This is a genomic window from Actinomyces howellii, from assembly GCF_900637165.1.
Taxonomy (GTDB): Bacteria; Actinomycetota; Actinomycetes; order Actinomycetales; family Actinomycetaceae; genus Actinomyces; species Actinomyces howellii.
Genome location: NZ_LR134350.1, coordinates 1453705 through 1478634, shown reverse-complemented (window position 1 = coordinate 1478634; position 24930 = coordinate 1453705). Strand labels below are relative to the sequence as shown.

Sequence of the window (24930 nt, the reverse complement as noted above, 5' to 3'; positions counted from 1 at the left end):
CGCCCTCGCGGTCAGCCTCGTAAGCGGCCCGGGGCGAGTCCTCTCGCCTGTCATCCCGTCGGCCCGGGAGCCCCCTCGCAGGGGCTCCCGGGCCGACGTCGTCCGCCTGCTCGACGCCCTGCGGTCCGGGGCGGTCGCCGGGACGGCAGGGCGCTCGGTCCGGGACGGTGGGGCGACGGTGGCGCGGTCGCCGGGACGGCAGGGCCCTCGGTCCGGGACGCCGGGGCGCTCGAGCGCCGAGGAGCGCCTGACCCGTCCATGACGAACCGACCAGCAGGGCGCAGGCCCGGGAGACCGCCGACGGGAGTGAGAGCCGCCACTGTCGAGGGGGCGGCCGATGCTGGACCGGCGGCAGAGCAACACAACTGTGACCCGTCGGCCCCAGGCCCTTGCCCGGTGGCCAGGAGGCCCGAGCGGTGACCTGTGGGGCTGGTGTTTCGCGCCCCACCTGGGATGAGGGAGGCGGGCCGCGGCGTGCGAGGCCTCTCGCAGGGCTCTCATTGGACAGTCTGATCTTCTGGGAGTTTCGTGAGAGGATGTTCCTGTTCTGGCATGCCGGGAGCGACGGCTGTGCACGCAAGGTGGGAGGCACAACGCGATGACGATCTTCGAGCTCAAGGGCACCAGGCTCGTGCCTGCCTCCCTCGGCAGTGCCGCGGGGGCGCCGGAGCGGGGTGCTGCTCTGCGGGCCGCTGGTGGCCAGCTCGTCGACGTCCTGCGCCGTCCCCTGCTCACGGTCGCCCACGACCGTGTCGAGGGAGGGGAGAGCCTCATCGCCCTCGACCCCACCGGCCAGGTCGTCACCGTCGAGGTCCTCGACCGCCTCACCCCCGAGCGCCTGCAGGCGGCGATGTCCCGCGCCGGCACGAACGTGGCCGGGGGCAGGGGCGCGCTGGGCCTGCGCTACACGGGCGGTTCAAGCGCCCTGAGGCGCGACCTCGAGGTGCTGCGCGAGTCCGCTCCGTCCCAGGTCGCCTCGCCGCGTCTCGTCGTCCTGGCGGCCTCGGTGCTCGAGGAGATGCGCGCCTCCCTGCTCGTCCTGGCCGGCTCGGCGGTGGAGGTCCATGAGCTCTCGGTCCGCTCAGCCGGGGACGGGCGGGTCTTCGTCACGGTGACTCCCCTGTCGCCTGAGTCGCTGTCGGAGGCCGGCGAGGCGGAGGGCTCGGCCACCCGCCGTCGTTCCCGCTCCGCCGACGCCGCCGCCCTGTCCCCGGCGCGCACCGACTCCGAGAGGATCGAGCCGAGGGCCTCAGGCGGCTCCTGGGCCGGCTCGCTGGGATCGACGAGCACGACCGGCACGACGAGCACGACAAGCACCGTGGGATCAGCGGGCTCGGCGGGCTCGCGGCGTCGGTCCGACGGTGCCCTCGCTGCCTCGGGGGGCCCTGATCGCGGCTGGTCCTCCGATCCGGGCGTCAGCACGAGCTCCTACGCCGCCCGCAGCGAGCAGGGCACCGTCGAGTCGCGGTGGTCTGAGCGCTCCTGGTCCGAGCCCGCGCGCCCCGATCCCGCTCGTCCTGAGCCGAGCCGCCCGGAGCCCGGTCGCCCCGAGCCGAGCCGCCCCGAGCCGGCCCGGCCCGAGTCCTCCTGGTCCGAGCGCGGCTGGTCGGAGCCGGCGCGCACGAGCTCCGGGGCCTCCTCGTGGTCCTCGGGCCCGGCGCAGACCTCCTCGTCCTTCAGCTCGGCGCAGCGCGGCCTCGACGCGGTGACCGTCAACACGACCTCCCTCGTCGAGCTCGCACCCACCCAGCCCGACATCCAGGGGGCCGTCTCCCGGATGTCGGCTGCGGCCAACCACCGGGCCTCCGCCCGGGTCCTGGGCGCCACGCCGACCGTCCCCGCGGGGGACGAGGGCGAGGCGGCGCTGGCCTACCTGGCGGCGACCGTCGACACCCCGGTGACCCTCGTGTGGCACCGTGCGCGCCGCGGCATCCACCACGAGGCTGTCCTGCGCTCGGACGGGTCGATCCGTCTGGCCGACGGCACGGTGTACAGGGACCCGTCGGTCGCGGCCAACGCCGCTCAGCACACCCAGGACGTCGACGGCTGGCGCGTGTGGCGCCTGGGTGCCAACGGTCCGAACCTGGCCGAGGTCCTCGACGCCCTCGCCACCGCCTGATCGCGGACAGTCGCGGCCCGGGTGGCAGCCGTCCGAGGCTTGCCCGGTTCGCTGCCTGCCCGCTGCCTGGATGGCTGCCTGCGGCCTGGATGGCTGCCCGTCCGCAGCCCGGTCCGCTGCCTGCCCGCTGCCCGGATGGCTGCCCGTCCGCGGCTCGGGCGGCAGCTGCCTGCAGCCTGCCCGCAGCCCGGTCGGCAAGCTCTTAGCGCAGCACGTAGGCGCCCATCCAACGCCGCATGGCCGACAGGACCTGGGCGCGCACGGGGGGCTCGGAGAGCATGAGGTCGTGCACGCCGCCGGGGAAGCGGGCTACGGTGACGAGGTCGCCCAGGCCGATGGCGCGGCGGGCGGTGGCGTCGGCGTCGATGATCGTGTCCGCCCTGCGGGCCTCGGGGGACCAGGTGAGGCCCAGGCGCGAGCGTCCTGCTCCCATCGACAGCACCGGGCAGCGGATGTCGAGTCCGGCGGCGACCCGTGCCTGCCCGGCCAGGATCGCCTGGAGCCATCCCGGGCGGATCGGCGCCGAGGGCGCCACCTTCCACTCCGGGACGACTCCCCAGCCCGTCACGTAGGGGTCCTGCGCCCACGAGGGGTCGGGCAGCTCCCCGTCACGCTCGGTCCAACCGTCGGCGACGGAGAACAGGGAGTCGGGGGAGTAGGAGGGCAGGGCGATGGGCCGGTGCGGGTCGCGCCGGGCCAAGGTGTTGACGACGGGCTCGCCTGCCAGGCGCACCGGCTCGGAGCCCTGGATCTCCAGCCACGCGGAGTTGAGGATGAGGGCCTTGAGCGCGCCCGGGTGCCGGTCGGCCCACAGGCAGGCGGTCAGTCCGCCCGTCGAGTGCCCGCACAGGACGATGTCGGTGCCCTCGTCGCGCTCGGAGCGGATGACCGCCAGGGCCAGGCCGATCTCCTCGTCGTACAGTGCCAGGGAGGAGGTCCAGCCCAGCATCTGGCCGGTGCGCAGGGACCTGCCGTAGCGGCGCAGGTCCACGGCGTAGAAGGCGCCCCCGAGCCGGGAGATCTCCCGGGCGAGCTCGGCCTGGAAGAAGTAGTCGTTCCAGCCGTGCAGGTAGACCAGGGCGAAGGTCGGGGTCGTGGGCGTGCCCGGCAGCGCGTGCGGGTCGAGGTGGGGGACGTGGCGCACGAGGGTGGCCACGGCCTCGTCGTCGACGTCGTCGGGCAGCAGCTCGAGGGTGCGGGCCTCGAAACCGGGTCCCAGGATGTCCGGGGCCCAGCGCCCCACGGGGGCGTGCTCGCCCATCGCGCTCACTCCCTCCCCCGAGATCGGGACTTATGGCACCCCGAGATCGGGACTTATGGCACCCCGAGATCGGGACTTATGGCACCTCGAGATCGGGACTTATGGCACCCCGAGATCGCCGCATCTGGTACGACGACGGATGCCGACCGGTTCCGACTGCTCAGCCGAAGCGTAGCAAGCCCGGTCCCGTCCGGCCGGCACGGTGCCGTGGCGCTGTCCCCGGACCCGGGCACGGACTGGAACCGGGACCCGGGCCCGAACGCGGGCGCGGGCACGGAACGGAACCCGGATCCGAACCCGGGCGCGGGCCCGAATCCGAACACGGACCCGAACCCGGACGCGGACGCCGACCCGAACCCGGACGCGGGCCCGGTGCCTGCGGTTCGGTGCCGGCGTCCTGGCCTCGACGGCGCGCCCGCCTCAGCCCTCTGTCCCACCGGCGTCGGCCTCGGCCTCAGCGAGGAAGTCCCGCAGGATGGCGTCCATCTGGTCGGCCTCGATGAGGAAGCCGTCGTGGCCGTGCAGGGAGTGGATGGTGGCGCGCCGGGCCGACGGGATGCAGCGAGCGAGCTGCTCGGCCTGCTCGGCGGGGAAGAGGCGGTCGGAGTCGACGTCGACCACGAGCGTGCGAGCGGTCACCGTGCTCAGCGCCTCCTCGGTGCCTCCCCGCCGGATCCCGACGTCGTGGACCATCATCGAGTGGGTGACGATGAGGTAGGAGTTGGCGTCGAAGCGGGCCAGCAGCTTGTTGGCGTGGTAGTCCAGGTAGGACTCGACCTGGTACCGGCCGCCGACGGCAGGGTCCTCCTCGCCCTGGTGGGCGCGTCCGAACCGGGTGTCGAACTCGGTGGCCGAGCGGTAGGTCGTGTGGGCGATGGCGCGCGCCAGTCCCAGGCCCCGCACCGGGCCCACGACGTGGGAGTAGTAGTCGCCGTCGAAGAAGTAGGGGTCGGCGACGATGGCGAGCTCTTGGAGATGGCACCACGCGAGCTGGTCGGCGGTGGTCGAGGCGCCGGTGGCCACGAGGGCTAGGTTGCGTACGCGCCCGGGGTGGGACACTGCCCACTCGATGGCGCGGTGCCCGCCCAGGGAGGCGCCGATGGCGAGGTGGAAGGTCTCGATGCCCAGGGCGTCGGCCAGGCGGGTCTCGGCCTCGACGGCGTCGCGCGTCGTCAGCCAGGGGAAGCGCGAGCCCCAGGGCCGGCCGTCGGGGGCGGTGGACGAGGGGCCGGTCGACCCTTGGCAGCCGCCCAGGATGTTGGCGGCGACGACGTAGTAGCGCTCGGTGTCGATGGCGCGCCCCGGGCCGACGAGCTCGGACCACCATCCGGGTGTCGGGTGGCCGGGGCCCGCCTCCCCGGTCACGTGGGAGTCGCCGGTCAGGGCGTGCAGGACGAGGACGGCGTTGTCGCGGGCGGCGTTGAGTTCGCCCCAGGTCTCGAAGGCGAGGTGGGTGTCGGGCAGGACCTCGCCTGACTCCAGGGGGAGGTCCCCGATCTCAAGGAATCGGCGGTGGCCGGGATCGTCGCCCGGTCGCCAGGCGCCGGTGGGTGAACCTGCGGGGCGCTCGACGAGCTTGAGCGAGGCGGTCCCGACGCCGGGCGGCGGGGTCTGGGAGGCGGTCATGACCGCATTGTGTCCCGAGCGGAGGCTGTCAGTCACCGGGGCAACACTCCGCGAGATCGGGGGAAGTGGCACCTCGAGATCGGGGGAAGTGGCACGTCGAGGTTGGTCTTCTCACTGAGTCCCCGCCCGCGCACCTCACCCGCCGCTCCGTCGACCGGTCATGTGACTGTCGACCGTCTATGTGACAGCGAACGCCCGGTCGGGAGTTACATGACCGGTCGAGAGTTACATGACCGGTCGGGGGGCACATGACCGGTCGAGGGTGGCCGGGGCGTGTGGGGACGGGGTGTGTGCCCTGTCAGCCGTGGCGCTCGACCCTGGACCGGGTCGGGACCGGGCAGGTCAACGTTGGCCAGACCGGGGCTGGGCCGGGGCCGGTCCGGGGCCGGGGCGCACTCCCCGCGGTTGGGTGTGCTGGTAGGGGCGGCGAGGTGGTACACACATCAACTACCCTCGCGGCCCAGGCCGACGCCCGTGATAGAGCCGAATAATGATCGTCTTGTAGCAGGCGGAGCGGGTGTCTGTGTGCGTCGAGGGGGTCGTTGCACATCTCAGGACCCCTGCGACCGTCCCCGCGAGGGGGGCTGGTCGGGGGGATCCGCGGGATTCCGCGGTTCTTCACCGTGACGTCTCGACTGCCACGCGACTGATGATGTGCATCATGTGTCTGCGGGGTGGGAGCGTCCCCTGGTTCAGGCGCCCGTGGCGTGCCGGGCTGCCTGGGTGCCTGTCGGCCTGCCTGTTCCTGGGGTGCTTGTGGTCGAGCACGGTGCCTGCACCGCCCGCCCTGTCGGGCTTGTGCCGGGCGGTGCCCGTCGATGGGACCTCCAGGCGTCGCGTTCGACGCCGAGCACGGCACCACGATGGCACTCACCGCCTGAGACCACGCTGGCACCGCGAGATCGGGACCTGTGGCGCGACAGGATCCCACCCGGCCTGGATCCCTCCCCCTGGGGGAGCAGCTCCTCGCTTGCGGCCTGCTCCCACCGCCCCTTCCAGCCGGCTCCTCCCGCTGGCCCCTGCCGGTCGTCCCGCTCCCGCTGGCCCCTCCGACCGGCCTCCGCCGCTGGGTGGGTGGCAGGGGCCGAGGACCGCGGTCCTGCGCTCAGGCGGCTATCCGGCGTGCTCGGAGATGAACCGGGTGACCACCGCGTCGATCTGTTGGGAGTGTCCGGTCAGGAGGTGCCCGCCGTCGTCGAGAATGAGGGTGGTGAGCCGCGGGTAGCGCGGCAGTGACTGCTCGACGTGTCCGCCCGGGGGCCCGAAACGTGAGACGCGGTCGTCGCGGGCGTGGATGAGCAGGACCGGCGGCTCGAGAGACTCGATCGGGTAGTCCTCGAAACGCACCGCCATGTCGCGGTTGGTGACGCGGGCGTCGAGGTCGGCGCCCCGGCTGCGCTCGGACAGCGGGAGCATGGAGTGGATCGTGGAGCGGGGGAGGCCGAGGGCAAGCGGGAAGAGCGGAGAGAGCATCCACATCGCCCAGTCTCGGTTGACGGCGGCCGGGGGACCCTGGCGTCCGGGCGGCCGCTCCGGGCGCTTCGGCCAGGGGGCTGCTGAGCAGTACAGGATGAGCCCTTTGACGCGCCCGGGGTGGTCGAGCGCCATGCGGATCGCGGGAGTCCCGCCGGCGGAGGCGCCCAGTACGAAGACCCGGTCGATCCCCAGGTGGTCGAGCAGCTCGACGTAGGCAAGCGCCTGGTCCTCCGGGCTGCCGCCGCCTCTGACCGCCGAGCCGGGGTACCCGAGCCGCGAGGGAGCGATGACCCGGTGAGAGCCGGCCAAGGTGGCGACGTTGTCGAAGGCCTGGTCGTACCCGCCATACAGACCGTGGGCCGACAGGATGACCTCCCCGGAGCCGCGGTCGACATAGGTCATCTCGCCGTGACTGAGCTCGGCGGTCACCGCACCGTAGCCGCTCAGGCGTGCGCGCGCGTCCCGCAGGGCGGTCGGCAGGCGCAGGGCGTGCCAGATGGACGTGCCGACGGCGCCGGCCGCAATCACTCCTGCGACCCGGACCTGGGTGGAGGAGAGCCGGTGGGGGAGCGCCATGGGGGCAGCCTAGATGGTTGGTTCCACGGGGGCGGTGGTTGTGGGTGGTCGGTGAGTGCGGGGTGGCGACGTCGAGGGGGCCGGCGAGATGGTGGTGGTCGGGCGGGTGTGTCGCGCGGGACCTCGCGCTCGTCGTTGGGCAGTGAGTACGGGGGTCGGTGGTGAGACCGGGGGTCTGCACCCCGGTCTCACCGCGAAGCCCCGTTTTCACTGACACAGCCCCGTACTCGTGTCGCCAGCCCCGGACTGGCCCGTGTCTCCCGCACCACCCCTTAGGAACTCATCATCGAGGCCTGCCTGCACCGTCGTGTCTGACGACATCGGGCCCGGTGCAGGCAGGCCTCAGGCTGTGTATGGGCAGTGGTCGGACGTCGGGCCCGCGTTCCGTTCAGCCCGATCCGGATGCGTCGGACCCGAAAGGTTCGGGGCCCGTCCCTACCGACGGCGCCCTGACCACCCACCGTGGAAACATCCACTCCCAACCAGCTCACCCGCCCGACCACCGGTAGGTCCCGATCTCGGGGTGTCATTTGTCCCGATCTCGGGGTGTCATTTGTCCCGATCTCGAGGTGTCACTTGTCCCGATCTCGAGGTGTCATTTGTCCCGATCTCGCGAGGAGAGGGAGGGGAGGGGAGGGGGAGGCGGGGCAGGGCGGGGGTGGGAACGAGGGGAGGCGCGAGGGGGCTCAGAGGGCGGCCAGGCCTCGCTCGAGGTCGGCCAGGATGTCGTCGATGTGCTCGATGCCCACGCTCAGGCGCACCGTCCCGGCGTTGATGCCGGCCTTGGCCAGCCCCTCGTCGTCGACCTGGGAGTGGGTGGTCGTGGCCGGGTGGATGGCCAGGGACCGCACGTCGCCGACGTTGGCCAGGTTGGAGAACAGCGACAGGGAGTCGATGAAGGCCTCCCCCGTCTGCCGGCCCCCGGCCAGGTCGAAGGCGAACACCGAGCCGGCGCCGCGAGGGCAGTAGGTGCGGTGCAGGTCGTAGTACGGGCTGGACTCCAGGCCCGAGTAGCGCACCTCGAGGACCTCGGGGCGGCCCTGGAGCCAGCGGGCCACCGCCAGTGCGTTGTCGACGTGGCGCTCCATGCGCAGGGACAGGGTCTCGATGCCCTGGGCGATGAGGAAGGCGCTGTGAGGGGCCGCCGCGAAGCCGATGTCCCGCTGGCCCTCGGTGTGGGCCTTAAGGATGAAGGCCATGTTGGCGCCCAGCGCCCCGCCCACACCCAGGTCGCGGGCGTAGACCAGCCCGTTGTAGGACGGGTCGGGGGTGTTGAAGCCGGGGAAGCGCTCGGGGTCGGCCGCGAAGTCGAAGTTGCCCGAGTCGATGATGACGCCCATGACCGAGGAGCCGTGTCCGCCGAGGAACTTCGTGGCGGACTCCACGACGATGTCGGCGCCCCACTCGATGGGGCGGGTGAGGTAGGGCGTGGCCAGGGTGTTGTCGACGACGAGCGGCACCCCGCAGGCGTGGGCGGCGTTGGCCACCGCCCGGATGTCGAGGATGTCGCCCTTGGGGTTGGGGATGGACTCGCCGAAGAAGCAGATCGTGCGCTCGTCGGCCAGCGCCGCCCAGGACGCGGGGTCCGCGGGGTCCTCGACGAAGCGTGTCGTGATCCCCATGCGGGGCAGGGTGTAGGTGAGGAGGTTGGCGGTGCCCCCGTACAGCGAGGGTGAGGCGACGATGTTGTCGCCCACCTGCCCCAGGGTGAGGAAGGTCAGGGTCTCCGCGGCGCTGCCCGAGGCGACAAGGTGCGCCCCGACGCCGCCCTCGAGGGCGGCGATCCTGGCGGCGACGATCTGGTTGGTCGGGTTGTCGAGACGGCTGTAGATCGGGCCCAGGGACTTCAGGGCGAAGCGGTCGGCCGCCTCCGCCGCGCTGGGGAAGACGAAGGAGGTCGACTGGTAGATCGGGATGGCGCGGGCGCCGGTGGCCGCGTCAGGGGTGTGTCCCGCCTGGACCTGCTTGGTCTCGAAGCGCCAGCCGGCGGGGTCGGCGGCGGTCGGGCTCGTGGTCACGGCGTCGGTGGGGGTGACGGCGTCGTCGCTGGGTGCGGGGGTCATAGGTGCTCCTCGGGTCGGCTGATGGGGGGAACGCTACCGCTCCGCAAGACTGTGACGAACAGCACATCGATGACACAAGGGCGCCCTCCCGCGGAATCCGGGGCCGACGAGGCGCGTGTGGTGGGTGTGACGACTGTGAATTCTGTTGTTCCTGTTTCATTTGTTCGCTTGTGTGGATAGGGTTCCGAGCGAATCAGGAGCGTGTCCGTCAAGGCGACACGCCAGGACCCGACGGAGAACATGTGAGTCAGACCCATCGCTGGCGGATCTCCCGCGCTGCCATGCGGATGAGCATGACTGTCGCGGCGCTCGCCCTTGCCGCCACGACCTTCGCGCCAGCCGCCGTGGCCGACGACGTCACCCAGGACGACATCGACCAGTCCAAGTCCGCCGAGAGCTCGACCTCGGCCTCCATCGCCAGCCTTGAGGCTGATCTGGCTCAGCTGAGCGTCGACCGCGACGCCGCCCAGGTCGAGGCGCAGGTGGCCAACGAGGACTACCTCACCGCACTCGACGAGCTGGCCACCGCCACCGCGGAGGCCGACACCGCCCAGGCCAACGCCGACGCGGCGGCCGCGGAGACGGAGGCTGCCCGCTCGGACCTGGGGGCGGTGGTCTCCCAGACCTATGAGGAGGGCAGTGCTGGAGGCCTCGAGGGTCTCCGGCCCTACCTGACCAGCGAGTCGCTCGCCGACCTGGCCGACGCCGACGTCGCCCTCGAGCGTGCCGGCGGCAACGCCGACGCCCAGGTCCAGAACGTCGAGGCGCTCCAGGCGGTCGCCGACACGATGCAGTCGATCGCCGACGCCAAGGTGACGGCCAAGGAGGAGGCGGCCAGCGCCGCCGAGACGGCCAAGACCGATGCCGAGAACGCGGCTGCCGCCGCCCAGGAGGCGGTGACGACGGCGGAGGCCGAGCGGGCGGGCCTCATCGAGCAGCTCGCCGAGCAGCGCAACACGACCGTCGAGCTCGAGACGCAGTACCAGGCCCAGCTCGAGGCCGAGCGCAAGGCGCGCGAGGAGGCCGACGCCAAGGCGGCCGCCGACGCCGCGGCCGCCGCGGCCCAGGCAGAGGCAGACGCCCAGGCGCCGGCGACCTCCGACGCTCCCGCCACCTCCGAGGCGCCAGCGACCTCGGACGCCCCCGCTGCCTCCTCGGAGACCGCCCAGGAGCCGGCCCAGAGCGCCCCGGCTCCCGCGGCGGAGCCGGCCCCCGCCCCCGCCCCCGCCCCCGCGGCGGAGCCTGCCCCTGCTCCGGCCGTCGAGTCGCAGCCCGCTCCGACGACCACGACGACGTCCTCGGGTTCGGGGGCCTCAGCGGCCATCTCGGCGGCGTACACCTACATCGGGGTGCCCTACGTGTGGGCCGGGGAGTCCTACGCCGGCGTCGACTGCTCGGGGCTGACGATGCTCGCCTACCGTGCCGCGGGCGTCTACCTCACCCACTCCTCGCGGGTGCAGTACGGACAGGGCACGAAGATCCCGTTGTCGAGCGCCCAGCCCGGTGACCTCGTCTTCTGGTCGTCCAACGGCACCCAGTCGGGGATCTACCACGTGGCGATGTACCTGGGGAATGGTCAGATGATCGAGGCTCCGACCTTCGGCTACACCGTGACCGTGACCTCGATGCGCTACTCCGGCGCCATGCCCTACGCGGTGCGGCCGTAGACCCTCGCGGTGCGGTCGTAGCCCACGGGCCACGACGACGTCGTCCCCCGCCTCGGCTCAGAGGCGGGGGACGACGTCGTTGCGGGTGCGTGTGGGGCCGGTAGGCGCGGGCTCGGCCGGTGGGCGCAGGCCCGTCGGGCGTGGGGCAGGCGGGCTCGGCCGGTAGGCGCGGGCCCGTCGCGCGTGGGGCAGGCGGGCTCGGCCGGTGGGTGCGGGCCCGTCGCGCGTGGGGCCGGCGGGAGCGGGCCCGTCGGTCGTGGGGCAGGCGGGCTCGGCCGGTGGGAGCGGGCCCGTCGGGTGCGGGGCCGGTAGGCGCGGGCCCGTCGGGTGAGGGTCCGGTGCTGGTGCTCGCGACCCGGAAGCGGGGCGTCAGCGCCCCGGACGGTCCACGCCCCCGGACGGTCAGCGCCTCCGGGCGGTCCACGCCCCGGACCCGTGCCCCGGGGCGTCAGTGCCCGCCGGCGGCCAGGCGCTCCTGCTCACGCTCGTAGGAGCGACGGATCTCGGCCTCGGCCTCCTCGCGCCCCACCCAGTGCGCGCCCTCGACGCTCTTGCCGGGCTCGAGGTCCTTGTACACCTCGAAGAAGTGCTGGATCTCCAGGCGGTGGAACTCGCTGACGTCCTCGATGTCGGTGCGCCACGAGGCCCGCTGGTCGGCGGCGGGGACGCACAGGACCTTGTCGTCCCCGCCCTTCTCGTCGGCCATGCGGAACATCCCCAGGGCGCGGCAGCGGATGAGACAGCCGGGGAAGGTGGGCTCCTCGAGCAGGACGAGGGCGTCCAGCGGGTCGCCGTCCTCGCCCAGCGTTCCGTCGATGAAGCCGTAGTCGTCGGGGTAGCGGGTCGAGGTGAACAGCATGCGGTCGAGCTTGATGCGCCCGGTCTCGTGGTCGACCTCGTACTTGTTGCGGTTGCCCTTGGGGATCTCGATCGTGACGTCGAACTCCACGGGTGTCTCCTTCGTGTCGTGTCTCCAGGTGGCCCCGTGCCCGCTGCGAGCCGTCGCACTCAGGTGGCGGCGTCGCTGCGGGAGGGCTGGTCGCTTTGGCACTAGTGTGGCCTACGACGGCGTCTCGTGAGCGAAGGTCGGACGACCCGGGTCCCCGCAGGCCCCTTCCTCCCCGTCCCGCGGCTCGCCGGCCACTATCGCCCATCCACCGGAGGACCACGTGCGCAAGGCCCATATCGCCGCGCTGACCGCAGCCACCCTTGCCGTCGCGGGCGCCTACTACGGCCTGGCCGACGCCCTCGACCTGGCCCCCGGGCCCCTGACCGCCTCGACGGGTGACTACGAGGTCCAGCCCTTCCCCACCCCCTCAGCCCACGCGCTCGAGCCCGACGCCGTCGTCGGGCTGGACGCCGACGCCCCGGTGCCCGATGCCGGGACGCTGACCGGGATGGCCCGGACGCTCGCCTCGGACACCCTCGTGGGCACGGCGACGACGGGGGTGTCGGTCATCGACGTCGCCTCCGGTGAGGTGCTGGTCGACCACGGTGCGACGACGCCCCTGACCCCGGCGTCGTCCAACAAGGTGCCGGTGGCCTGGGCGGCCCTGTCGCTCATGGGGGCAGAGCACACCCTGACGACCTCGACGGTCCTGTCGGGCTCGACCGTCACCCTCGTGGGCGGAGGTGACGTCCTGCTGGCCGAGGACGCCGGTGACCCGAGCTCCACCGTGGGGCGGGCCGGGCTGGGGGACCTCGCCCGCGCCACCGCCGAGGCGCTCAAGGACCAGGGGGTGACTAGCGTGTCGGTGGCGCTCGACGACACCCTGTTCACCGGACCGACGTGGAACAACGGCTGGGAGTCGGGCAACGAGGCCTGGGTGGCGCCGATCCAGCCGATCATGATCGACGTGACCGCGCACGAGAACACCGGCTCCTACCCGGCCGACCCAGCCATGGACGCCGCGGCGGCATTCACCGCCCACCTGCGCGAGGCAGGCATCACCGTGACCGGCGAGGTCTCTCGCGCCGCCGCGGCCGAGGGCGCCACGGAGCTCGCGGCCGTCGAGTCCGCGCCGCTGGCCGACATCCTGGCGGTGTCCCTCAAGGCCTCGGACAACACGATGACCGAGGTCGAGGGCCGCCTCGTCGCGATCGCGGCGGGCCAGGAGGCGAGCTTCACGGGCGCCTCGCAGGCGGTGCTCGACCAGCTGAGGGCCGACGGCTTCGACACGACGGGCGTCACGATGCTCGACTCCTCGGGACTGGCCAAGGGCAACAAGATGCCCGCGCGGCTGCTCGCGCAGATCATCGCGCGCGCCGCCGGCGAGGAGGGCGGGACCGTGGGCCGCTCCCTCATCACCGCGCTGCCGGTGGCGGCCCTCGACGGGACCCTGGACGACCGCTTCCTCGACTCCTCGGGCGCGGGGACGGTGCGGGCCAAGACGGGCTCGCTCGACACGAACGCCTCCTTGACCGGGACCGTGGTCACCGCCGACGGCAGGCTGCTCGCCTTCGCCGCGATCACCGACGGCTTCGCCGCCGGCGGGCTGTACTCGGCGCGCGTGGCCATCGACAACGACCTCGTCACGCCCATGGCGGCCTGCGGCTGCTCCGGCTGACGGGCGGGCCCGGGGCGCGGTTCGTGGTGGGACGGGGCGCAGGTCCGTGGGCGCGGGGCCCGGGGGGCCCGGGCGCAGGGCCGTGGGCGCGGGTCCCGGAGGACCCGACGGCCGCCCGGCTGGGCCCGTGGGGTCGTGTCTTGGCCCGCGGGGTCGCACCTTTGCCGGTGAGGTCGCATGGCGAACGTGCGACCCCGGAGGTCAGGTGGCGACCTCACGGGTACGACGGGCTCGGAGGGGTTCCCGCCCGCCCGCGGAGCGGTGGGCGCGGACGGCCCGCGCGTACCCTGGGGTGATGACTGCGCCCTCGACCGCCGCTGACCTCGTCCCGTGGGACACCGCCGTGCGCCTGGCGGCTGCGACGACTCCTGCCGGACCGGTCGTGCCCCGGGGCACGAGACGGGCGGTCGTGGCGCTCCTGCGCCGCAGCCTCGACGACGCCCTTCCGTGGGCGGGGGCAGTGACCGGTCTGCGTGCCGCGGCCGAGCGTGCGGCTGCCTCCTGCGAGGTGCTCGTCGTCGACCGTCCCGGGCTCATGACCGCCCAGGTCGCCTCGCTGCGCGCGGTGCTCGACGGCGTCGAGGCGCCCCCTCCGGGCAGGGTGGCGCACGCGCTCGGGGCCGTGCAGGTCGCGGGTGCGCTGGGGCTGGTCTCCACGCGCCTGCTGGGACAGGTGCTGCCTGCCGTCGACGGTGCGGGCTCGACGCGCCTGCTGCTCGTGGCCCCCAACGTCCTGGCGATCCAGCGCCGTCTTGAGCTCGACCTGCTTGATCTTCCCGCCTGGGTGACGCTGCACGAGGCCACCCACCTCATCCAGCTCCAGGCCGCCCCCTGGCTGGCAGGGCACCTGACCGACTCGATGCGCGGCGTCGTGGCGGGACTCGTGGCCGCTGTCGGGGGAGGGCGGGACGACCACCCCGGTGTCGGTGCCCGGCTGGGGAGGGTGGCCAGGCTGCTGCGGACCGAGCAGCGCTCGCGGGGAGCGGGGCTGCCCGACGGCGCGGTGCTGCTCGACGAGATGCTCCAGCCTCCCGAGCGCTCCCGGCTGGCGCACCTGGCTGCGGTGCTCGCCCTCATGGAGGGGCACGCCGAGGCGGTGCTCGACACCGTGGAGCCCACGCGGATGCCCTCGGTCCACCGCCTGCGTGCGGTGCTGGCGCGGACGCGCGGCGACGAGGGCGGGGTCGGCCCCGGCCCGGGGGTGGGCGGGCTGCTCAACCGCGTCATCGGGCTGGAGGCCAAGGAGGCGCAGTACGCCGACGGCGCGGCCTTCGTGCGCGCGGTCCTGGCCCGGGTGGGGCACGAGGGGTTTAACATCGTGTGGCGGGATCCGAAGAACCTGCCGCTGCCCAGTGAGATCGCCCGCCCGGACAGGTGGATCGAGCGCCTCGGCCTCAGCTGACCGACGCGGTTGGGGGCTGGCCGGTGGGCGGCGTGGCCGGTGAAGGCGACAGCTGTGCCGAGCGTTGGGTCCGGTCTCGGGATGGAGCGGTAGCGGACCTCCCGGCGCGTCCCGCGTCCCACATCCCGCGTCCCCGTCCCGCGTCCCCGTTCCGCGTCCCACGTCCCCGTGGCGGCAGTCGTCAGGCTCAGGCTCGTTGTCAGTGACGCCGATGCTGCGTGAGCACTCCGCGGCGGGGGAGTGACGCGTGGCGTGCGGATCCTGGCGCGGTTGTCCACAGGTTCGGGTGAGGTCTGGTGTTCGTGGGTGTGCTCGGGGTAGTGTTGGGTTGTCTGAGATGCGGTGGCGTGTCTCGGGCGCGTCCCTGTTCTGGTCTGATCTCCGATGGCGGTGGTCTGATGTCCTGGTTCATGACACGACTGGCTCGTTCCCGACAGCGCGCGGGGGCTCTCGCCTGCATGCTGGTCCTCGTGGCGGCAGCGGGTGTGGGGGGCTGCTCCGACTCAGGAGCCGACTCGGCCAGCCCCTCACCGAAAGCCCGCCCCTCCGCCTCGGGCACGGCGACCGCCTCATCGACCCCAGCGACGGGTGCCTCCGGTCAGGCCTCAGCCGAGGCCTCTGCGAGTCTGCCCGCCTGGGTACCACCCCTGTCCTCAGAAGAGCAGGCGGCCTATGACGCAGCCATGGCGATGCCAGAACCAGGGCGACTCGAAGGCATGGACGAGAACTCGCCAGCAGGCGCTTCCGCCAGTGCAGCCTACTTCCTGACGCTGTACCCCTACGTATTTGCTACAGGAGATCTGACCGCTTGGCAAGACATGAGCGAGGAAGGTTGCAATTTCTGCAACTCCGTTGTAGAGAGCGTAAATGATATTCACGACTCTGGAGGCTGGGTCGATCCGTGGCATCAAGACGTAGTCGTCCAATCCTACGGAACGGTCGCCGAAGATACAGATACGCTGCTCATCGACATCACTATCGACTCCGCCGAGATCGTTCTTCACGATATCGATGGTTCAATCGAGAGTGTCACACCCGCAGATCCCGACCTGGCATTCACTGTTCAGGTCCACTGGAATGGAGATCGTTGGATGATCGCAGAGGGTGCTGTGGCATGACTGGGTGCAATCGTCGAGTCGCCGCAGTGCGACAAATACCGATTCTTGTGGCGCTCCTATATTGCGGAATTTCTTTGCTGTTTGTCCCCGCGGCAAGCGGCGCCCTTCATTCGGCAGAGGTCGCAATCGACGCAAATGGAAGTGGTTCCGAGATCTCAGTTACTCGAACTAGCACGTCCGACACCTCGCCGCCTAGCGGGGATTCGTCCGGTGGGCAGGTGTATCGGGACGGGGGTCAGGCGTGTGAGTCCGGGACGCTCGCGCAAGTGGCCGCACAAGAGAATGCAGGCGGGGAGCAGAACAGTACGGTGTGGAACTGTCTGCGGGATCTTCCCAGGGTCACTGAGGCCGACTCCGTGGTGGTGACGGCCACGGATGTGTCGCGTTTGATGGTGGAGGGTTCGGGCCTGTGGCGCCAGCCGCCGGGCCCTGAGGCGCGTGTGGACATCATCGTCATCGCCTACACGAGTCCTGACTCCCGCACCCTGAGCACGACGGTGGCCGGTGTGCCAGTGACGGTGACCGCCACGCCGGTGTCCTACCGCTTCCACTGGGGCGACGGCACCGCCACGACGACCACCGACCCCGGAGCCCCCTACCCCAACCACACCGTCTACCACGACTACACCGGCACCCGCAGCAACGTGGTCATCACCGTGACGACCACCTGGGAGGCGACTTTCACCCCCGAGGGCGGCACCAGCCAGCCGGTGACCGGCACGATCACGACCACCAGCTCAGCCGAGCCCTTCGACCTCGTACGCACCGTGACCTACCTGACCGACGACGCAGAAGAAGCCCAAGGCCACTAACCCCCGGCCACGCCCTGCGCGAGGGCATCAGGGGCACCGCCCCGCGGGGCCGCTGGATTGCCGTGTCACCGGGCCGTGGTGTGGTCCCGTCAGCGGGAGTCTGGACGCGATGAAGTAGGCCGACCCGGCCGTGCGATCTGCGGAAGAGCTGCCGTGATATCGGAACGAGACGTCGCGCGCGTATGGAATCCGGGCAATTATTGATGACGGTTTTGGAATCTGGTGCGTGTGAGCGTGATTGAGGTAGTGTTGGATTGCCTGAGATGCGATGGCGTGTCTCGGGTGCGTCCCTGTTCTGGTCTGATCTCCGATGGCGGTGGTCTGATGTCCTGGTTCATGACACGACTGGCTCGTTCCCGACAGCGTGTGGGGGCTCTCGCGTGCACGCTGGTCCTCGTGGCGGCCGCGGGCGTCGGGGGCTGCTCCGACTCCGGAGCCGACTCGGCAACCCCCTCGCCGAAAGCCCGCCCCTCCGCCTCGGGCGCGGCGCCCACATCATCGACCCCAGTCGAAAGTGCCTCCGGTCAGGCGCCAGCCCAGGCCTCGGAGTCCGGCACCCCCTCGTCGGTGCCGCCCTTGTCCTCGCAGCAGCAGGCGTCCTACGACGCGGCGATGGCCACCCCCGAGCCCAGCAGGGTTGACGGAATGGATGAGCATTCGCCCTACGGGGCTTCTCAGGCGGCTGGCTACTTTCTTCAACTGTATCCATATGTTTTTGCCACGGGGGATCTGAATGCTTGGGAGGGCATGAGTGAGGACGGCTGTGACTTCTGTAGTTCGGTCTCTGAGGGTGTCAGGGAGATGCATGATTCTGGTGGGTGGGCTGAGCCTTGGACTCCCGAGATATCGATCGTATCCTACGGGACCGATCCAGCCGATCCTGAGAGGCATGTCATTGAGACAAGATTTCTCGCTCCGGCACATAAGACATACAGCGGGAGACCTGGTACCGTATCGAATATCGAAGCCCGCGACGTAGCGATCTATGTCCAAGTGCGCTGGCAGGGGGATCGTTGGGCGGTCGAAGGGGTGAAGGTAGAATGAAGTATGATCCCTCTTCTGGTGCTATCACAGCAACGCTTGCTCTATTGACTCTATTGTATGCATCGCCGTCTCCTCTGGCGCTCGGACTTTCCTCAGGAGACGATATCGTCGCCTTCGGCTCTGACGACATGGTCACCTTGACGGAAACGAGTTCGATTCCTGTTCCACAACAGAGAGGCTCCGTTTCCTCTACTGGTGGTGCGGGTGGATCTGACTCGGTTTTCTACCGGTCGGGCGACGGAATTTGTCGGGATGGTCAGGTGCTCATGGGTCGAGAGGTCGCGGCCGGTGGTGGGCCCAGAATGTTCGTCACCTGCGTCGATGCGCCAGAGGCTCCCGAGCCTACCCAGGTGGTGGTGACGGCCACGGATGTGTCGCGTTTGATGGTGGAGGGTTCGGGTCTGTGGCGTCAGCCTCCGGGTCCTGAGGCTCGTGTGGACATCATCGTCATCGCCTACACGAGTCCTGATTCCCGGACGCTGAGCACGACGGTGGCCGGGGTGCCGGTGTCGGTGACCGCCACGCCGGTGTCCTACCGCTTCCACTGGGGCGACGGCACCGTCACGACGACCACTGATCCGGGGGCTCCTTATCCCAACCACACCGTCTACCACGACTACACCGGCACCCGCAGCAACGTGGTCATCACCGTGACGACCACCTGGGAGGCGACTTTCACTCCCGAGGGCGGGGCCAGCCAGCCCGTGATCGGCACGATCACCACTCACCCAGGGGGCTGACCACGGACCTGCCCACGGCGGTCGCGCATGGTCCGGGGCTCATGTGGTGTCCAGATCTGCGGCAAATCCTGTGAGCGTTGACCGCGCGGCTACAGCGAGCCGCGGAGTCATGCGGCTCTCTGACTCCCGGCACCCGTGCGCACAGCGTTTTGCGGCAGATTTGGACACCCTCCCGGCAGCAGGCCAAGACCAACAGCTGGCAAGCCTGCCACCCCGAGACCGCGCGGATCCCTGTGCTCCAGGCGCCCGCCACGCGCGCGGCCGCCGGGCCGTGGAGGTGGGACTGTGGGAGGATGGCGCCGCGGCGGACGTCACGGGCCGACCACCAGGGTCTGGACGTACCGCCTCCGTCGTTCCCGGACACGAAGGACACGCATATGGACGTCGCGGACATGGGTGAGGACCTCAAGGAGGTCCTCGTCACCGAGGAGGAGATCGGCCTGCGGCTGGACGAGATGGCCGCACGCATCGACGCGGACTACGCGGGGCAGGACCTGCTGCTCGTGGGGGTGCTCAAGGGCGCCGTCTACGTCATGGCCGACCTGTCCCGCCGCCTTCACCGCAGCGCCCCCATGGACTGGATGGCCGTGTCCTCCTACGGGTCGGGCACCAAGTCCAGCGGGGTCGTGCGCATCCTCAAGGACCTCGACACCGACATCACTGACCGCCACGTACTCATCGTCGAGGACATCATCGACTCGGGCCTGACGCTGTCGTGGCTTGTAGGGAACCTGTCGAGCCGTGGCGCGGCGAGCGTGGAGATCGCGGCCCTGCTGCGCAAGCCCGAGGCGGCCAAGGTGGAGGTCGACGTCAAGTACGTCGGCTTCGACATCCCCACCGAGTTCGTGGTCGGCTACGGCCTGGACTATGCCGAGCAGTATCGCAACCTGCCCTTCATCGGCACCCTGCGGCCGGAGGTCTACGGCGGCTGAGGGAATCAACGGCCGTCCCCGTGCGCCGGGTCAAGATGCCTGGCGGCCTCCCTCATGGCAGCCAACGAGGCGTTCCGGTCACGACTGGCTCGGGTCAGTTGGCGGCGAGGCGACGCATCGCCACGTCGAAGTGGGTGGGGGCCGGTCAAGAAGTGTGCGTAGATCGTTGGAGGACCCGACGAAGCCGTCGGTGTTGTAGTGGTCGAACATCGCCTTGATGGGCCGGTAGGAGCCCTGGCCGTAGCGCCTCGATGCGACCAGGGCGACGAGCGCCGAGGGAAGGCGCCGTATGACGACGGGATGACCCCATGCCTGCGCCATGCGCTCGGCCATGTCGCTCATGCTCAAGACTTCGGTCCCGGCCAGCTCGTAATCCCGCCCCGTGTGGCCAGTGGCCAGCAGCACAGTGGCAGCGGCATGCGCGACATCCTCGACATCGACCGGGGTGAACAGGCGCCGTGGGGACAGTCCAAGCGCCATGGTGGTGCGTGAGGCATTGAGGAGGCGATGGGTGTTTGCATGTACATGGCAGGACGAAGAATTGTCCAGTCCAATTGCGCCGATCGCAGGGGCTCCTCGACCATCCACTTGCGCCAATGATGCGGCATGCTGGGCGTCATGGAGCGCATGACCGAGTGATAGACCACCCGGTGCGCGCCTGCCGTCGTCGCAGCAGCGATGACGTTGCGGCCGAAGGCCACCTCGTGCGGGCTGAAGGCAGGTGCGATGTGGTAGACGGCGTCGGCCCCGCGGAGCGCCTCGACCAGCGTGTCCGGATCGGCCAGATCGCCGTGGGCCACGTCAACTGCGGGAGGGAACGAGGCCATGGACTGCGCACGAGTCACGGCACGTACCTGCACGCCCCGTGCGAGGAGCTGGGCGATGAGGGCGCGGCCAGTCTGGCCGGAGGCCCCGAAAACAGTGAGCGTTCGGACCGTCAGACGCCGATCCTCCGTCTCGGCGCCGGGCCGTGGGGTGCTGGCCGATGCCATGGTCTCCTTCTCCCAGCGTGGCCATATGTCGCGCCTCACAGTATAGCCACCGTGCGTGCGGACCGACCCGGCTGGAGGGGCGCGCGGAGCGGCCTGTGGCTGGGGGCGGCGTTGGGGTGTCGGTGGAGTTCCGTGGCCTGGAACCGTTGCAATGACGGGCCTCCCAGAGCAGAGGTCAGGAAGCACCTCGCACCCGAGGGTGCATGACGGCCGCTGCGTGCACTCCGTGAGCAGGTTGAATGCGCGCTCGGGACCCGCCCCGGTCCTTCCGTGCGGGAAGGGCCTGCCGTGATGCTCGGACCGTACGTCCTGCGGTGTCGGGGGAGGGGGAAAGTGTACGTGGCTCGCAGTTATTGGGGTCGGTCGTTTTGGGGGTGGGGTGCTTTTCCGCGTCATGACGCTGTTGTGCGTCGATGCCGATGCCTGACGGTGTCAAAAGTGGCGAGTCTTGAACACTTGGCGGGCCTGCGGGGCCGGGCCAGGGTTCGGCGACCGGCGACCGGCGACCGGCGACCGGCGACCGGCGACCGGCGACCAGCGACCAGCGACCGGCGGTCGATGACCGCGCTCGACCCCGGGCCCGCCCGATGGGGATCCCTCCCCACGTCCACTGGGCAGGATCGTGCCCGCGCGCCTCCGCCCTCACCTCATACTGTGGACCACGGCCCGCGGCCCCGCCTCGGAGTCCGCTCCGCTGCCGACCGCACCCTGCACCCACCACGACGTGAAGGAGATCGCCATGCGCAGTCCCATCTTCGACCAGGCCCACCGTGAGAAGGAGACCGGCCAGCGCTGGACCCTCCAGTCCGACAAGATGCTCCGTGTCGGCTTCGGGCCCGAGGTCATCGCCGCCCAGGGCGCGATGGTCGCCTACCAGGGCAACATCGACTTCGCCTACCAGGGCTCCAAGAGCCTGGGAGGCATGATCAAGAAGGCCGTCACCAACGAGGGCGGCAACCTCATGCGCGTCTCCGGCCAGGGTGAGGTCTTCTTCGCCCGTGCCGCCCACAACGTCTTCCTCCTCGAGCTCGAGGGCGACGCCATGACCGTCAATACCCGGTCCCTGCTCGCCTTCGACGGCTCCCTCGCCTACGACATCCGCAGCCTGGGCAGCGCAGGCATCCTCGCGGGCGGCCTGTTCAACCTCCTCATCCAGGGACACGGCGTCGCCGCCATCTCCTCCGACGGCCCGCCCATGCTCCTGGACTGCTCGGTCCAGCCCACCTTCGTCGACCCCCAGGCCGCCATCTGCTGGTCGGCCAACCTCCAGCCCCAGCTCAAGTCGAGCTTCAAGCTCGGCTCCCTCGTGGGCCGCGGCTCGGGGGAGTCCTTCCAGCTCGGCTTCCACGGCCCCGGCTTCGTTGTCGTCTCAGCCCTCCGAGGGGCAGCCGGTCGTCGCCGGCTCCTGATCAGCCACCACCCCCTGGGCCGCCGGCACTCCGACGGCCGCCGCGTCCTGGCTTGCCGGTCCCGGCACCCCGGCGGCGCGGCCAGCCCCCGGCGGGCCCGGCAGGCGCTCCCCGCCGGTCCGGCGCCCCGCAGGCCCTGGCCAGCCCCCGGCGGCCCGGCCGACCCCCGGCGCCCGGCAGGTACTCCCCGGCCAGCCTCCGGCACCCCCGGCGGCGTTGCCCGGCCCCGACCGGCCCCCGGCGGCGTTGCTCGCCGGCCCCCCGGGCCCCCGCCCGGCGCCTCGCCCGGCGCGAACGACGCCGGACGAGGCGCCGTCGGGCTCGTCCCATCGGCTACCGTCGGGGGATCGGACATGCGAAGGGACCAGAACCGATGAATGAATCCGGTCAGGGCGGGCACAACCGCCGCTCCATCCGACCGCCGAAGATCGGCGGTCGGGGCGGCAAGGGCGGCTCGAGACAGGGTGACCCCAAGCGCCGCGGTGCCAAGGGCAACCCGCTGCTGTGGATCACCCCCTTCCTCCTGCTCCTCCTGCTCGGATGGGCCCTGCTGTCCAGCGTCGGCGGCTACCGCTCCATCGACACCTCCGACGGCCTCGCCCTCCTGACCGACCAGGCGCAGACGGTGAAGTCCGTCACGGTCAACGACGGCACCCAGCGGGTCGAGATCGAGCTCAACAAGGACTACACCCTCGAGCCCAAGGAGTCGGGCGAGACGAGCCAGAACCTGGGCAAGCGCGTCCAGTTCACCTACACCGAGGCCCAGGCCGAGCAGGTCAACGCCCTCATCCAGAAGGCCGCCCCCTCCGGCGGATACAACTCCGTCGTGCCGACGACCACCTGGTGGTCCTCGATGCTCCAGCTCATCCTGCCCATGGTCATCTTCCTGGGCGTCATGTGGTGGCTCCTGGGCCGCATGGCCGGCGGCCGCGGCGGCACGATGGGCTTCGGCAAGTCCAAGGCCAAGGTCGGGGTCAAGGAGATGCCCGACGTTACCTTCGACGACGTCGCCGGGGAGGACGAGGCCGTCGAGGAACTCGAGGAGATCCGCGAGTTCCTCTCTGAGCCCGAGAAGTTCCTGGCCGTGGGCGCCAAGATCCCCAAGGGCGTCCTCCTCTACGGCCCGCCCGGCACCGGCAAGACCCTCCTGGCCAAGGCCGTCGCCGGGGAGGCCGGCGTCCCCTTCTTCTCGATGAGCGGCTCGGAGTTCGTCGAGATGTTCGTCGGCGTGGGCGCCTCGCGCGTGCGCGACCTGTTCGAGCAGGCCAAGGAGAACGCACCCTCCATCATCTTCGTCGACGAGATCGACGCCGTCGGGCGCCACCGCGGCTCGGGCATGGGAGGCGGCCACGACGAGCGCGAGCAGACCCTCAACCAGCTCCTCGTCGAGATGGACGGCTTCGACGCCACGACCAACGTCATCCTCATCGCCGCCACCAACCGCCCCGACGTCCTGGACCCCGCCCTCCTGCGCCCCGGGCGCTTCGACCGGCAGGTGAGCGTCGAGGCCCCCGACATGGCCGGGCGGGCCGCCATCCTGCGCGTCCACGCCAAGGGCAAGCCGATGACCCGCGACGTCGACCTCGACCTCGTGGCCAAGCGCACCCCCGGCTTCACCGGCGCGGACCTGGCCAACGTCCTCAACGAGGCCGCCCTGCTCACCGCCCGCTCCAACGCCCAGCTCATCGACAACCGGGCCCTGGACGAGGCCATCGACCGCGTCATCGCCGGCCCCCAGAAGCGCACCCGCGTCATGAACGACCACGAGAAGGCGGTCACCGCCTACCACGAGGCCGGCCACGCCCTGTGCGCCGCCGCGGGCGCCTACTCCGACCCGGTCACCAAGGTGACGATCCTGCCGCGCGGCAGGGCACTGGGCTACACGATGGTCATGCCCGCCGACGACAAGTACTCCACCACCCGCAACGAGCTGCTCGACCAGCTCGTCTACGCCATGGGCGGGCGCGCCGCAGAGGAGATCGTCTTCCGCGACCCCACCACCGGGGCCTCGAACGACATCGAGAAGGCCACCGCCACCGCCCGCAAGATGGTGACCGACTTCGGCATGTCACGCACCGTGGGCGCCATCAAGCTCGGCACCACCGAGAACGAGACCGTCCTGGGGCTGTCGGCCACCAACCGCGACTTCTCCGAGGCGGTGGCCGCCACCGTCGACGCCGAGGTCCGCTCCCTGCTCGACGCCGCCCACCGTGAGGCCTGGGAGATCCTCACCCGCAACCGGGAGGTCCTCGAGGACCTGGCCTCCCAGCTGCTCGAGAAGGAGACCCTCCTGGAGAAGGACCTCGAGGAGATCTTCGCCCCCGTGGTCAAGCAGCCCCGCCGCGCCCTGTGGTCCGCCGACGACGAGCTCGTCATCGACGAGGCCGTCGCCTCCACCTTCGTGGCCGCCGCCCAGGCGCCCGACCGCCACGCCGCCCGCGCCACGGCGGGCGCCGAGCCCGGCGAGGCCGAGGGCGAGACCCCCGCCGTCGTCGAGGACGGCAGCCGGCCATGACCTACGACGCGGAGGGGGTGCGCCGGGCGGTGCGGGACCTGCTCGTCGCCATCGGCGAGGACCCCGAGCGCGACGGGCTGCGCGAGACCCCCGAGCGCATGGCCCGCGCCTACGCCGAGATGTTCGCCGGCCTGGCGGAGGATCCCGGCGCCCACCTCGAGCGGGTCTTCGAGGTCGGCCACGAGGAGATGATCCTCGTGCGGGACATCCCCATGTACTCGGTGTGCGAGCACCACCTCCTGCCCTTCCACGGCGCCGCCCACGTCGGCTACATCCCGGGCGTCAGCGGCTGCGTGACCGGCCTGAGTAAGGTCGCCCGCCTCGTCGAGGGCTACGCCCGCCGCCCCCAGGTCCAGGAGCGGCTGACCGCCCAGGTCGCCGACGCCATGGTCGAGCGGCTCGAGGTGCGCGGCGTGCTCGTCGTCATCGAGGCCGAGCACCTGTGCATGTCCATGCGGGGGGTGCGCAAGCCCGGCTCGAACACCGTCACCTCCGCCGTGCGCGGCATCATGCGCAACGCCGCCACCCGCTCCGAGGCGATGAGCCTCATCCTGGGCCGCCGCTCCTGATGGCACCGCACGGCGTGCCGTGGCGCCGGTTCCTCTCGGCGC

The 24930-nt window shown here is 71.1% G+C and carries 18 protein-coding genes and 1 pseudogene; 12 read left to right on the top strand and 7 right to left on the bottom strand.

The features are described 5' to 3' along the window. Nucleotides 1–598: 598 nt before the first annotated feature. On the top strand, nucleotides 599–2119 hold the full coding sequence (locus EL245_RS13400) for a restriction system modified-DNA reader domain-containing protein (protein WP_232009898.1): 1521 nt from the start codon (nucleotides 599–601) through the stop codon (nucleotides 2117–2119). A 202-nt stretch (nucleotides 2120–2321) separates the two neighbouring features. On the opposite strand, the gene EL245_RS06210 is transcribed toward EL245_RS13400, so the two are convergent. The 4 genes from EL245_RS06210 to EL245_RS06195 all read right to left on the bottom strand — a co-directional run bounded on the left by EL245_RS06210 (nucleotide 2322) and on the right by EL245_RS06195 (nucleotide 9121). After that, nucleotides 2322–3389 (bottom strand): alpha/beta hydrolase, encoded by a 1068-nt coding sequence (locus EL245_RS06210; RefSeq protein WP_232009897.1) that lies wholly within the window; start codon nucleotides 3387–3389, stop codon nucleotides 2322–2324. A gap of 411 nt (nucleotides 3390–3800) precedes the next feature. Then, complete coding sequence (gene metX / locus EL245_RS06205) at nucleotides 3801–5006, bottom strand: homoserine O-acetyltransferase MetX (RefSeq protein WP_126382367.1); 1206 nt, start codon at nucleotides 5004–5006, stop codon at nucleotides 3801–3803. Nucleotides 5007–6119: 1113 nt separating this feature from the next. Beyond that, nucleotides 6120–7058, bottom strand: coding sequence for an alpha/beta fold hydrolase (locus EL245_RS06200; RefSeq protein ID WP_126382366.1), 939 nt, complete (start codon nucleotides 7056–7058; stop codon nucleotides 6120–6122). 686 nt (nucleotides 7059–7744) lie between these two features. Next, nucleotides 7745–9121: an O-acetylhomoserine aminocarboxypropyltransferase/cysteine synthase family protein gene (locus tag EL245_RS06195; protein WP_126382365.1), complete on the bottom strand. Its 1377-nt coding sequence runs from the start codon at nucleotides 9119–9121 to the stop codon at nucleotides 7745–7747. A gap of 281 nt (nucleotides 9122–9402) precedes the next feature. On the opposite strand from EL245_RS06195, the gene EL245_RS06190 reads away from it, so the two are divergent. Next, nucleotides 9403–10788: a C40 family peptidase gene (locus EL245_RS06190; RefSeq protein WP_197719497.1), complete on the top strand. Its 1386-nt coding sequence runs from the start codon at nucleotides 9403–9405 to the stop codon at nucleotides 10786–10788. 448 nt (nucleotides 10789–11236) lie between these two features. On the opposite strand, the gene EL245_RS06185 is transcribed toward EL245_RS06190, so the two are convergent. After that, a complete protein-coding gene (locus EL245_RS06185; RefSeq protein ID WP_126382363.1) occupies nucleotides 11237–11737 on the bottom strand; it encodes an inorganic diphosphatase in 501 nt (166 codons plus the stop codon). 220 nt (nucleotides 11738–11957) lie between these two features. Between EL245_RS06185 and dacB the strand changes: the two genes are divergently transcribed. The 7 genes from dacB (at nucleotide 11958) to hpt (ending at nucleotide 19403) form a co-directional block, all read left to right on the top strand. Beyond that, on the top strand, nucleotides 11958–13355 hold the full coding sequence (gene dacB / locus EL245_RS06180; RefSeq protein ID WP_126382362.1) for a D-alanyl-D-alanine carboxypeptidase/D-alanyl-D-alanine endopeptidase: 1398 nt from the start codon (nucleotides 11958–11960) through the stop codon (nucleotides 13353–13355). A 295-nt stretch (nucleotides 13356–13650) separates the two neighbouring features. Then, a complete protein-coding gene (locus tag EL245_RS06175) occupies nucleotides 13651–14757 on the top strand; it encodes a zinc-dependent metalloprotease (RefSeq protein ID WP_126382361.1) in 1107 nt (368 codons plus the stop codon). 683 nt (nucleotides 14758–15440) lie between these two features. Beyond that, entirely contained in the window at nucleotides 15441–15875 is a 435-nt protein-coding gene (locus tag EL245_RS06170) for a DUF6318 family protein (RefSeq protein ID WP_126382360.1), read from the top strand. 440 nt (nucleotides 15876–16315) lie between these two features. Continuing rightward, nucleotides 16316–16687 carry a hypothetical protein gene (locus EL245_RS06165; protein WP_232009896.1) on the top strand — a complete coding sequence of 124 codons (372 nt, stop codon included), beginning with the start codon at nucleotides 16316–16318 and terminating at the stop codon, nucleotides 16685–16687. A 612-nt stretch (nucleotides 16688–17299) separates the two neighbouring features. Further along, a complete protein-coding gene (locus EL245_RS06160) occupies nucleotides 17300–17731 on the top strand; it encodes a DUF6318 family protein (RefSeq protein WP_126382358.1) in 432 nt (143 codons plus the stop codon). Between the two features lie 434 nt (nucleotides 17732–18165). Further along, nucleotides 18166–18471, top strand: a complete 306-nt coding sequence (locus EL245_RS06155) for a hypothetical protein (RefSeq protein ID WP_126382357.1) — start codon at nucleotides 18166–18168, stop codon at nucleotides 18469–18471. A 377-nt stretch (nucleotides 18472–18848) separates the two neighbouring features. Further along, a complete protein-coding gene (hpt, locus tag EL245_RS06150; RefSeq protein WP_126382356.1) occupies nucleotides 18849–19403 on the top strand; it encodes a hypoxanthine phosphoribosyltransferase in 555 nt (184 codons plus the stop codon). Between the two features lie 78 nt (nucleotides 19404–19481). Here the strand turns inward: hpt and EL245_RS06145 are convergent, their stop codons facing one another. Together EL245_RS06145 and EL245_RS14000 are read right to left on the bottom strand one after the other, a co-directional pair. Next, nucleotides 19482–19883: a Rossmann-fold NAD(P)-binding domain-containing protein gene (locus EL245_RS06145; protein ID WP_232009895.1), complete on the bottom strand. Its 402-nt coding sequence runs from the start codon at nucleotides 19881–19883 to the stop codon at nucleotides 19482–19484. 41 nt (nucleotides 19884–19924) lie between these two features. Then, nucleotides 19925–20395 (bottom strand): annotated as a pseudogene (locus tag EL245_RS14000) (SDR family oxidoreductase); the annotation flags it as partial. A gap of 739 nt (nucleotides 20396–21134) precedes the next feature. Here EL245_RS14000 and EL245_RS13840 point away from each other — a divergent pair. Genes EL245_RS13840 through folE form a run of 3 tightly spaced genes read left to right on the top strand, consistent with a single transcriptional unit; the run spans nucleotide 21135 to nucleotide 24888 of the window. Next, nucleotides 21135–22181, top strand: a complete 1047-nt coding sequence (locus tag EL245_RS13840) for an AIM24 family protein (protein WP_269471405.1) — start codon at nucleotides 21135–21137, stop codon at nucleotides 22179–22181. Further along, complete coding sequence (gene ftsH, locus EL245_RS06125; RefSeq protein ID WP_126382353.1) at nucleotides 22178–24319, top strand: ATP-dependent zinc metalloprotease FtsH; 2142 nt, start codon at nucleotides 22178–22180, stop codon at nucleotides 24317–24319. Before EL245_RS13840 ends, ftsH begins: the two co-directional genes overlap by 4 nt. Continuing rightward, entirely contained in the window at nucleotides 24316–24888 is a 573-nt protein-coding gene (gene folE / locus EL245_RS06120; protein ID WP_126382352.1) for a GTP cyclohydrolase I FolE, read from the top strand. Before ftsH ends, folE begins: the two co-directional genes overlap by 4 nt. The last annotated feature ends 42 nt before the right edge of the window (nucleotides 24889–24930 follow it).

What these genes read in the sequence shown, in the direction of transcription:
- EL245_RS06170 (WP_126382360.1), top strand. Translation starts at nt 15,441, where the DNA reads ATGGCGATGCCAGAACCAGGGCGACTCGAAGGCATGGACGAGAACTCG.
- EL245_RS06195 (WP_126382365.1), bottom strand. Translation starts at nt 9,121, where the DNA reads ATGACCCCCGCACCCAGCGACGACGCCGTCACCCCCACCGACGCCGTG.
- EL245_RS06175 (WP_126382361.1), top strand. Translation starts at nt 13,651, where the DNA reads ATGACTGCGCCCTCGACCGCCGCTGACCTCGTCCCGTGGGACACCGCC.
- hpt (WP_126382356.1), top strand. Translation starts at nt 18,849, where the DNA reads ATGGACGTCGCGGACATGGGTGAGGACCTCAAGGAGGTCCTCGTCACC.
- EL245_RS06200 (WP_126382366.1), bottom strand. Translation starts at nt 7,058, where the DNA reads ATGGCGCTCCCCCACCGGCTCTCCTCCACCCAGGTCCGGGTCGCAGGA.
- EL245_RS06145 (WP_232009895.1), bottom strand. Translation starts at nt 19,883, where the DNA reads ATGGCGCTTGGACTGTCCCCACGGCGCCTGTTCACCCCGGTCGATGTC.
- EL245_RS06190 (WP_197719497.1), top strand. Translation starts at nt 9,403, where the DNA reads ATGCGGATGAGCATGACTGTCGCGGCGCTCGCCCTTGCCGCCACGACC.
- ftsH (WP_126382353.1), top strand. Translation starts at nt 22,178, where the DNA reads ATGAATGAATCCGGTCAGGGCGGGCACAACCGCCGCTCCATCCGACCG.
- EL245_RS13840 (WP_269471405.1), top strand. Translation starts at nt 21,135, where the DNA reads ATGCGCAGTCCCATCTTCGACCAGGCCCACCGTGAGAAGGAGACCGGC.
- folE (WP_126382352.1), top strand. Translation starts at nt 24,316, where the DNA reads ATGACCTACGACGCGGAGGGGGTGCGCCGGGCGGTGCGGGACCTGCTC.
- EL245_RS13400 (WP_232009898.1), top strand. Translation starts at nt 599, where the DNA reads ATGACGATCTTCGAGCTCAAGGGCACCAGGCTCGTGCCTGCCTCCCTC.
- metX (WP_126382367.1), bottom strand. Translation starts at nt 5,006, where the DNA reads ATGACCGCCTCCCAGACCCCGCCGCCCGGCGTCGGGACCGCCTCGCTC.
- EL245_RS06160 (WP_126382358.1), top strand. Translation starts at nt 17,300, where the DNA reads ATGGCCACCCCCGAGCCCAGCAGGGTTGACGGAATGGATGAGCATTCG.